This window comes from Kitasatospora sp. MY 5-36 (genome assembly GCF_001182915.1).
GTDB lineage: Bacteria > Actinomycetota > Actinomycetes > Streptomycetales > Streptomycetaceae > Kitasatospora.
On sequence record NZ_LFVW01000447.1, the window covers coordinates 1 to 9,762 of the forward strand.

Below are 9,762 nucleotides of genomic sequence, written 5' to 3' on the forward strand. Positions count from 1 at the left end.
CTGCCCGGCCAGCGCCGCCCCGGCGCGCACGGCGGGCCCGTCGCCCCGGGCGGCATGCCCGCCAGGCTGGCCGAACTGGGCCTGCCGCGCGGGCGCTGAGCCCGTACGGTTACGGTCCGCGGAAACGGGACCGGTCCGCACACCCCCCGAGGGGCGTACGGACCGGTCCGGGGTCAGGGACGGTGTCAGTCCTTGATCTCGCAGAGCGCGGCGCCGCTGCTGACGCTCGCGCCGACCTCGGCCTTGAGGCCGGTGACGGTGCCCGCCTTGTGGGCGTTCAGCGGCTGCTCCATCTTCATCGCCTCCAGGACCACGATCAGCTCGCCCTCGGCGACGACCTGGCCCTCCTCCACGGCGACCTTGACGATGGTGCCCTGCATCGGCGAGGCCAGGGTGTCGCCGCTGACGGCCGAGCCGGCCTTCTTGGCGCCCACCCGGCGCTTGGCCTTGGCGGAGCCCGCGGCACCGGCCGCCGGGGCCGCCGTGACGCCCAGCGAGGACGGCAGCGAGACCTCGATCCGCTTGCCGCCGACCTCGACCACCACGGTCTCCCGGGTCTCGGCCTCCTCGCCGTCACCGGCCGCGCCGGCGAACGGCGGGATGGTGTTGTCGAACTCGGTCTCGATCCACCGGGTGAAGACCGTGAACGGCCCGTCGCCGCCGTGCACCTCGGGCGCGAACGCCGGGTCGGTGACGACCGCCCGGTGGAACGGGATGGCGGTGGCCATGCCCTCCACCTTGAACTCGGCCAGCGCGCGGCGGGCCCGCTCCAGGGCCTGCTTGCGGTCGCGGCCGCTGACGACCAGCTTGGCCAGCAGCGAGTCCCAGGCCGGGCCGATGACCGAGCCGGTCTCCACGCCCGAGTCCAGGCGCACGCCCGGGCCGGACGGCGGGGCGAACAGCGTCACGGTGCCGGGCGCGGGCAGGAAGTTCCGGCCCGGGTCCTCGCCGTTGATGCGGAACTCGAAGGAGTGGCCGCGGACCTCGGGGTCGCCGTAGCCGAGCTCCTCGCCGTCGGCGATCCGGAACATCTCGCGGACCAGGTCGAGGCCGGTGACCTCCTCGGTGACCGGGTGCTCCACCTGGAGACGGGTGTTGACCTCCAGGAAGGAGATCGTGCCGTCCAGCGCGACCAGGAACTCGCAGGTCCCGGCGCCCTCGTAGCCGGCCTCCTTCAGGATGGCCTTGGACGCCCGGTACAGCTCGGCGTTCTGCTCGGCGGTCAGGAACGGCGCGGGCGCCTCCTCGACCAGCTTCTGGTGGCGGCGCTGGAGCGAGCAGTCACGGGTGGAGACGACCACCACGTTGCCGTGCTTGTCGGCCAGGCACTGGGTCTCCACGTGCCGCGGGTTGTCCAGGTAGCGCTCGACGAAGCACTCGCCGCGGCCGAAGGCGGCGACGGCCTCGCGCACCGCGGACTCGTACAGCTCGGGGATCTCCTCCAGCGTGCGGGCGACCTTGAGGCCGCGTCCGCCGCCGCCGAAGGCCGCCTTGATGGCGACCGGCAGGCCGTGCTCCCGGGCGAAGACGACGACCTCGTCGGCGCCCGAGACCGGGTCCGGCGTGCCGGCCACCAGCGGGGCACCGGCCCGCTGGGCGACGTGCCGGGCGGTCACCTTGTCGCCGAGGTCGCGGATGGCCTGCGGCGGCGGGCCGATCCAGATCAGACCCGCGTCGAGGACGGCCTGGGCGAAGTCGGCGTTCTCCGACAGGAACCCGTAGCCGGGGTGGACGGCGTCCGCACCGGAGTCGGCGGCCGCCTTGAGGACCTTGGCGATGTCCAGGTAGCTGGTAGCGGGGGTGTCACCGCCCAGCGCGTAAGCCTCGTCGGCCGCGCGGACGTGCAGCGCATCCCGGTCCGGCTCGGCGTAGACGGCGACGCTGGCGATACCGGCGTCCGAGCAGGCACGGGCGACGCGGACAGCGATTTCCCCGCGGTTGGCGATGAGCACCTTGCGCACTGTGGCTCCCTTCTTGAACCTCGTTGAGTTTATGGATTCCTGGGCAGTACCGGCGAGTAGCCCCGGGTTGTGAACTATCCCACACGCTCGGTGATGGGTTTTCCGGGCCCGCTGGCGGCCCCGTGGACGACGTCGCAGGTCGGCGCCGGTCCGCCCGGATCGGCGGGGGCCACAGCGGGTGACCGGCCCGCGGCGCGGCGGGAGGGTGGCATGGGCCACAGTCTCGCGCGGGCCGCTCAAGCGGCGCCGGAGCGGGCGGCGGGCCGCCGCAGCGCCTCGGCCGTCACGTCGGCCGCCACCTCGACCATGTCCGGCCCGTACGCCTCCGGGTTGACGACCCGCAGGACGAGCGCGAAGGTGCCGTCCTGCCCGTGCCTCCGGGCGAGTTCGCGGTGGTGGGCGACCAGGTAGCGCACCCCGGCCTGGTTGGCGGTGCCGGTCTGGCCGGAGACCAGGAACACCGGGCGGCCGCCGTCCGGGGTGGCGATCCGGGCGAGCAGGACGTGCGTCTCGTCCGGGCCGGCGGTGAAGTCCCGCTCGCCCACCACGAGGACGTTGCTGCCCGGGCCCGGCCCCGAGGTGATCAGCACGCCCGGCAGGCCCCAGGCCAGGTGGGCGGCCATCCGCTCGTTGCTGACCGGACCGCCCAGGCACAGCTCGGTCTTGGCGCCCAGGCCGCGGTGCGCGGCGTCGTGGGCCACCAGCTCGGGCCGCGCCCCGCACTCCTCGACCAGCCCGGCCAGCCACATCAGGGCGTACGCGTCGCGCCGGGTCACGGTGTGGGCGTGCGAGCCCGTCCCGATGCTGCGCGGCACCACGATCAGGCACTCGCTGCCGCCCGGCAGCCCGAAGAACGCCCGCACCCGTTCGACCCTGCGGCGCCGCCGCAGCGCCTGGGCGAGCCAGCCGAGGCCGGCGCTGATCGCGCTGGCCACCAGGCCGAGCACCACGTTGAGCACGCTGTCGGTCATCTGCCGCGTCCCCTCCCCCCGTTCGAACGCCGGTCAGCTTAGGGGCACCGCCGCGGTGTTCGGGAGGTCAGTTCGCCCACAGATCCGTGATGCGCACGTCGAGGTCGGCGAGCAGCCGGCGCAGCAGCGGCAGGGAGAGGCCGATGACGTTGCCCGGGTCGCCGTCGATGCCGTCGATGAACGGCGCGGAGCGGCCGTCCAGGGTGAACGCCCCGGCCACGTACAGCGGTTCGCCGGAGGCCACGTACGCGGCGATCTCGGCGTCGTCCGGGGTGCCGAAGCGGACGGTGGTGGAGGCGGTGGCCGAGAACTGCCGGCCGGTCGCGGTGTCGATCACGCAGTGGCCGGTGCGCAGCACGCCGGAACGCCCGCGCATCGACTGCCAGCGGGCCAGCGCCTCGGTGGCGTCGGCGGGCTTGCCGAGGGCCCGGCCGTCCAGTTCCAGGACGGAGTCGCAGCCGATCACCAGCTCGCCGTCGGCGAGTTCGGCGGCGACGGCCTTCGCCTTGGCCTCGGCCAGGACGAGGGCGAGCTCGGCGGGGGTGGCGGCGGTGATCGCGTCCTCGTCGACGCCGCTGACCACCACGCGCGGGTCGAGGCCCGCCTGGCGCAGCAGCCCGAGGCGGGCGGGGGAGGCGGAGGCGAGGACGAGGGGGCGCTGGTCGGTCATGTCCACCAGCGTAGGGGGTGCCGGTGTCCGCCGTTCGGGTGAACGGCTCAGGTGAAGGAGCGGGAGATCATGATCAGCACGGCGCCGACCAGCACGAGGGCGGCGAGCACCTTGCCGGCCCGCTGCATCCGCTCCTGCATCCGACGGGCCTCGGGCGAGGGCTCGTCACGGGGGTCTGACCAGAGCACCCGTCCAGAGTGCGCCGCGCGGGGGTGCGGGCGCCTGAGTATCCGTACTCAGGTTTCGGGCAAAGCGGGCGCCGGGTGCCCGGTACGGCACGGAGGGGGAGGGCGGCGGGGCCGTTCTCCCCCTCCACGCCGCGGAGTTCAGTGCGCCCAGCCCGAGGTCCGCCAGGCGTTCGGGCCCGGACGGGCGGCGAGACGGAGCCGGCGGGCGCGGTCGCCCCAGGGGGAGTCCGGGCCGGCGCCGGCCCTGCGGGCCGCCTCGGCGGCGGCCTGTGCGGCGGCGGCCCGGGCCTGGACCACCGCCAGGACGGTGGCCAGCTCCTCGGGGGTCGGCTGCCCGTGCAGCACGTGGATCGACATGGCTGGTTCTCTCCCGACAGGGACGGGGCCTACAGGGGGATGTTGCCGTGCTTCTTCGGCGGCAGCACCTCGCGCTTGCCGCGCAGCGCCCGCAGGCCGCGGACGATGTGCCGGCGGGTCTCGCTCGGCGCGATCACCGCGTCCACGTAGCCGCGTTCGGCGGCCAGGTAGGGGTTCAGCAGGGTTTCCTCGTACGAGGCGATCAGCTCGGCCCGCTTCTCCTCGGCGGTGCCGGCCGCCTCGGCCTCGGCGATCTCCCGGCGGTGCAGGATGTTGACCGCGCCCTGCGCGCCCATCACGGCGATCTGCGCGGTCGGCCAGGCCAGGTTGAGGTCGGCGCCCAGGTGCTTGGAGCCCATGACGTCGTAGGCGCCGCCGAAGGCCTTGCGGGTGATCACGGTGATCAGCGGGACGGTGGCCTCGGCGTAGGCGTAGATCAGCTTGGCGCCGCGCCGGATGATGCCGTCCCACTCCTGCTCGGTGCCGGGCAGGAAGCCGGGCACGTCCACGAAGGTCAGCACCGGGACGTTGAAGGAGTCGCAGGTGCGGATGAAGCGGGCGGCCTTCTCGCTGGCGTTGATGTCCAGGCAGCCGGCCAGGTCCATCGGCTGGCTGCCGACGATGCCGACGGACTGGCCCTCGACCCGGCCGAAGCCGGTGATGATGTTGCCCGCGAACAGCGGCTGGGTCTCCAGGAACTCGCCGTCGTCGACGATGTGCTCGATCACCTTGCGCATGTCGTACGGCTGGTTCGCCGAGTCCGGCACGATGGTGTCGAGTTCGAGGTCCTGCGCTGTGACGGTGAGGTCGGCCTGCTCGGGGTAGGACGGCGGGTCGCTCAGGTTGTTGGAGGGCAGGTACGAGAGCAGGCTCTTGACGTACTCGATCGCCTCCTTCTCGTCCGCGGCCAGGTAGTGGGCGTTGCCCGACTTGGTGTTGTGGGTGCGCGCGCCGCCCAGCTCCTCCATCGCGACGTCCTCGCCGGTGACGGTCTTGATCACGTCGGGGCCGGTGATGAACATGTGCGAGGTCCGGTCGGCCATCACCACGAAGTCGGTGATCGCGGGGGAGTACACCGCGCCGCCCGCGCAGGGGCCCATGATCAGCGAGATCTGCGGGATGACGCCGGAGGCGTGCACGTTGCGGCGGAAGATCTCGCCGTACAGGCCGAGCGAGACCACGCCCTCCTGGATCCGGGCGCCGCCGGAGTCGTTGATGCCGATGACCGGGCAGCCGGTCTTCAGCGCGAAGTCCATCACCTTGACGATCTTCTCGCCGAAGACCTCGCCGAGCGAGCCGCCGAAGACGGTGAAGTCCTGGGCGAACACGGCGACCTGGCGGCCGTCCACGGTGCCGTAGCCGGTCACCACGCCGTCGCCGTACGGCCGGTTCCTCTCCTGGCCGAAGTTGGTCGAGCGGTGCCGGGCGAACTCGTCGAACTCCACGAAGGAGTCCTCGTCCAGCAGTTCCACGACCCGTTCGCGGGCGGTCAGCTTGCCCTTGGCGTGCTGCTTCTCCACGGCCTTGGACGAGCCGGAGTGCACCGCCTCGTCCAGCCTGCGCCGCAGGTCGGCGAGCTTGCCGGCGGTGGTGTGGGGGTCGTACGGCGCCTCGGTCATCCGGTGGCTCTCCCTGATCCATGGCCGCGACCTGTTTCGAGTGCGCGCGGGGCCGGGTGGTGGGCCCGCGCATGAGGGCAGGGCGGCGCTACGAACTACCGCTGGGTAGCGTAGCCAGCGCGGAGGGCTGTCCGGCACGTCCCGGCGTCATGACCATCGACACAGTTCTGTTGACGGGTGTTCTGCGGGACGATGGGGCGGCCTACGTCCCGGACCCGCTCTAGGGTTTTCCCATGACCGCACCCGAGACCCCCCGCCGCAGCGGACTGCGCGGCTTCGGCCACGCCGGACCGTCGCCCTGGACCGACCTGGACCGTCCGCCGCTGGACGAGGAGGCGCTGCGCCGCGACCTGCTCGTCCCGGGCGGCCTGTGGACCTCCCTGGACGTCGTCGCCGAGACCGGCTCCACCAACAGCGACCTCGCCGCCCGGGCCGCGGCGGGCGCCGGGCAGGGCGCGGTGCTGGTGGCCGAGGCGCAGAGCGCCGCCCGCGGCCGGCTGGACCGGCGGTGGACCGGCGGTGGACCGCCCCGCCCCGCTCCGGGCTGTTCCTGTCCCTGCTGCTGCGCCCCGAGGAGGTGCCGGTCGAGCGGTACGGCTGGCTGCCGATCCTGGTCGGGGTGGCCGCGGCCAGCACGCTGGGCCGGGTCGCCGGGGTCGAGGTCGGGCTGAAGTGGCCCAACGACCTCCAGACGGAGATCGACGGCGCGGAGCGCAAGCTCGGCGGCGTCCTCACCGAGCTGGCCGGCGGCGCGGTGGTGGTCGGCATGGGCCTCAACGTCTCGCTGCGCGCGGAGGAGCTGCCCGTCCCCACCGCCGCCTCGCTCGCGCTGGCCGGCGCCACGACCACCGACCGGGGCACCCTGCTGCGCGCCCTGCTGCGCGAACTCGCCGAGCTGTACCGGGAGTGGACGGCCGCCGCGGGCGACCCGCACGCCAGCGACCTGCTGCGCGCCTACGTGGACCGCTGCACCACGCTCGGCCGCCAGGTGAAGGTGCACCTGCCGGGCGACCGCGAGCTGGTCGGCGAGGCCGTCGCGGTGGACGGCGACGGGCGGCTGGTGGTCCGCACACCCGACGGCGTACGCCGGGCGGTCGGCGCGGGCGACGTCGTCCACGTACGCCCCGAGCCCCGCTGAACGGCACTCTTCACCTCTCCTTGACCCGGGCTGATGCCCCGGATCCGACGATTCCGTGCGAACATTCCACCTGGCAGCGGTGTGAGGCGCGCCACTGCCCGCCCGGGTGGCGGAGTGCGCGCCCGGACAGGTAGGACACGAGGCGAGTGCGGCGATCGCACGGGGACGGACCGGTGGCAGAGGACGGCAGCAGCGGCGCGACGGCGGGCAGCAACGACCCCACGGTCGCGCTCGAACTGGAGCGCCTGATCCTGGACGCGCCGCGCCGCTACACCCCGTACCAGGCCGCGCGCGCCGCCGACGTCCCGATGGAGCTGGCCACCCGCTTCTGGCGCGCCATGGGCTTCCCGGACATCGGGCAGTCCCGGGCGCTCACCGACGGCGACGTGATCGCGCTGCGGCGGCTGGCCGGCCTGGTCGAGTCCGGGCTGCTCAGCGAGTCGATGGCGATCCAGGTGGCCCGCTCCACCGGCCAGACCACGGCCCGGCTGGCCGGCTGGCAGATGGACACCTTCCTGGAGAACCTCACCCAGGCCGTCGAGCCCGGGCTGACCCGCGCCGACGTCGCGTACCCGCTGGTCGAGCTGCTGCTGCCGGAGCTGGAGCAGTTCCTGGTGTACGTCTGGCGGCGCCAGCTGGCGGCCGTCACCGGCCGGGTGGTGCAGGCCGCCGAGGACCACGAGATCACCAGCGGGCGGCTCGCCGTCGGCTTCGCCGACCTGGTCGGCTTCACCAGGCTGTCCCGGCGGCTGGAGGAGGAGGAGCTCGGCGAGCTGGTCGAGACCTTCGAGAACACCTGCTCGGACCTGATCGCCGGCCAGGGCGGCCGGGTGATCAAGACGCTCGGCGACGAGATCCTCTACGTCTCCGAGGACCCGGCGACCGCCGCCGAGATCGCGCTGAGCCTGATCGAGGCGCTGGCCGGGGACGACACCATCCCGCCGCTGCGGGTCGGCATGGCCTTCGGCACGGTCACCTCGCGGATGGGCGACGTCTTCGGCACCACCGTCAACCTGGCGAGCCGGCTCACCTCGATCGCGCCCAAGGACGCGGTGCTGATCGACGGCGAGTTCGCCGCCGCGCTGGAGCAGAACGGCAGCGTCGCCCCGGCCGACGCGGAGGGGCCCGGCCTGGCCGAGGCGCTGTCGGCCGCGGCCGGGATGCCCGCCTCCGGGCTGCCGATCCCGGGACCGGACGCCGGGGCGCGGTTCCACCTGCAGCCGATGTGGCGGCGGCCGGTGCGGGGGCTCGGCCTGGTCGAGCCGTGGCTGCTCACCCGGCGGCTGAAGGCCGAGTAGCGCCCGCGCGCGGTGGCCGTAGGCGGGTGGCGGCCGTACGCGGGTGGCGCGCGTACGGCGGGCCCGCGCGGGGAAGACGCATCCGGTGGACGTACGGGGACGCGCGCTTCGGCCGTCCGCGGGCAGACGCATGCGGTGACGGCGTTCGTGGGCACGCTTCCCCACGGCGGACGGGCGGTTGCGGGTGCTGAACGGTTGAAACCCGTACGTTCTGCTGCGGGTCCGCCCGGGCAAACGGGGCATAAGCGAACGAAACCGCCCTAGTCTTGGTGCAAGCGGCCGGTCGGGTGCGGCCGGCCGACGGGGGTCCGGCAGGACCGAGCACAGGGAGCGAGGCGAGCCGGTGAGCAGCGAGGCGATCATGACGGACCGCGACTGCGACTGCGGCGGCTCGCGGCACTCCGACCCGCTGCCCGACCTGAGGCTGCAGTCCGTGGTCGAGCTGGCCCAGGACATGGCCGCCGCGCTCACCCCGCTGGAGGCCGTCCGGGCCGCCGCCGCCCGGGCCACCGAGGCGCTCGGCGCCACCATGGCCGCCGTCTCCGTCTGGGACCGCGAGTCCGGCCGGCTGCGGGTGCTGGTCAACCACGGCGACCTCGCCCCGGGCGAGGAGGCGCTGCCCGAGGACGAGTCGTACCCGGTCGCCGACTTCCCCGAGATCGTCACGTACCTGGAGGAGCGCTGGACCACCGGGCGGCTGCCGCGCGCCTGGCTGCAGAGCGCCGAGAACAGCGTGCAGCACGCCGGGCACGCCCACCCGACGGCCGGCGCGTACTGCCAGGAGCGCGCCGCGGCGCTGCGCCGGCGCGGGCGGGCCTGCTGCGTGGTCGCGCCGGTCGTGCTGCACGGCCAGGCCTGGGGCGAGCTGTACCTCGCCCGGTCGGCCGGGATGCCCGAGTTCACCGAGGCCGACGCCGACTACGCGACCCTGCTCGCCGCCCAGGTCTCCGCCGGGCTGGCGCAGACCGAGCGCCTCGCCGACCTGCGCAGGCTCGCCTTCTCCGACCCGCTCACCGGCCTGGCCAACCGGCGCGCCGTCGACGCCCGGCTGGAGAGCGCGCTGGAGGCGCACAACCGGGACAACACCGTGGTCTCCCTGGTGGTCTGCGACGTCAACGGGCTGAAGCGGGTCAACGACCAGCTCGGCCACGAGATGGGCGACCGGCTGCTGGAGCGGTTCGCCCACCAGCTCTCGCTGGCCGCCGCCAAGCTCCCCGGCAGCCTCGCCGCCCGGCTCGGCGGCGACGAGTTCTGCCTGCTCGTGGAGGGGCAGAAGGCCGACGAGGTGGTCTCCGTCGCCGAGGAGCTGTGCGCCCGGGCGCTCGCGCTCTCCGAGGGCGAGGGCGTGGCCTGCGGGGTCGCCTCCACCGGGGACTCGATCGGGCCCGTCACCACCCCCGACCGGCTGTTCCGGCTCGCCGACGCCGCCCAGTACCGGGCCAAGGCCGCCCGGGCCGCCCACCCCGTCGTCGCCGGGCGCAGCCACGGCCCCGGCTTCTCGCCCGACCCCACCGTGCTGCTCGCCGACGCCGCCGACCCGCACCACCGGGCGGACGGGCG

Annotated in this window: 8 protein-coding genes and 1 pseudogene; 3 read left to right on the forward strand and 6 right to left on the reverse strand. The window is 74.2% G+C overall.

Features of this window, described 5'->3' with window-relative positions; genetic code table 11:
* Nucleotides 1-185: 185 nt before the first annotated feature.
* From AE652_RS26245 to AE652_RS26265, 6 genes are all read right to left on the reverse strand, one after another.
* Nucleotides 186-1,961 (reverse strand): biotin carboxylase N-terminal domain-containing protein, encoded by a 1,776-nt coding sequence (locus tag AE652_RS26245; protein ID WP_049655764.1) that lies wholly within the window; start codon nucleotides 1,959-1,961, stop codon nucleotides 186-188.
* A 236-nt stretch (nucleotides 1,962-2,197) separates the two neighbouring features.
* Nucleotides 2,198-2,932 (reverse strand): hypothetical protein, encoded by a 735-nt coding sequence (locus tag AE652_RS26250; RefSeq protein ID WP_049655766.1) that lies wholly within the window; start codon nucleotides 2,930-2,932, stop codon nucleotides 2,198-2,200.
* 67 nt (nucleotides 2,933-2,999) lie between these two features.
* Nucleotides 3,000-3,602 (reverse strand): nucleoside triphosphate pyrophosphatase, encoded by a 603-nt coding sequence (locus AE652_RS26255; RefSeq protein ID WP_049655768.1) that lies wholly within the window; start codon nucleotides 3,600-3,602, stop codon nucleotides 3,000-3,002.
* Between the two features lie 47 nt (nucleotides 3,603-3,649).
* Complete coding sequence (gene mmpB, locus AE652_RS47490) at nucleotides 3,650-3,790, reverse strand: morphogenic membrane protein MmpB (protein WP_181970605.1); 141 nt, start codon at nucleotides 3,788-3,790, stop codon at nucleotides 3,650-3,652.
* A gap of 138 nt (nucleotides 3,791-3,928) precedes the next feature.
* A complete protein-coding gene (locus tag AE652_RS26260; RefSeq protein WP_049655770.1) occupies nucleotides 3,929-4,147 on the reverse strand; it encodes an acyl-CoA carboxylase epsilon subunit in 219 nt (72 codons plus the stop codon).
* Nucleotides 4,148-4,176: 29 nt separating this feature from the next.
* Nucleotides 4,177-5,766 carry an acyl-CoA carboxylase subunit beta gene (locus AE652_RS26265; RefSeq protein ID WP_049655771.1) on the reverse strand — a complete coding sequence of 530 codons (1,590 nt, stop codon included), beginning with the start codon at nucleotides 5,764-5,766 and terminating at the stop codon, nucleotides 4,177-4,179.
* A 233-nt stretch (nucleotides 5,767-5,999) separates the two neighbouring features.
* Here AE652_RS26265 and AE652_RS26270 point away from each other — a divergent pair.
* The 3 genes and pseudogenes from AE652_RS26270 to AE652_RS26280 form a co-directional block, all read left to right on the forward strand.
* Nucleotides 6,000-6,904: pseudogene (locus AE652_RS26270) on the forward strand (biotin--[acetyl-CoA-carboxylase] ligase).
* 173 nt (nucleotides 6,905-7,077) lie between these two features.
* Entirely contained in the window at nucleotides 7,078-8,202 is a 1,125-nt protein-coding gene (locus AE652_RS26275) for an adenylate/guanylate cyclase domain-containing protein (RefSeq protein WP_049655773.1), read from the forward strand.
* Between the two features lie 361 nt (nucleotides 8,203-8,563).
* Nucleotides 8,564-9,762 (forward strand): sensor domain-containing diguanylate cyclase (locus tag AE652_RS26280; protein ID WP_049655775.1); only part of this gene is annotated, 1,199 nt, incomplete at its 3' end.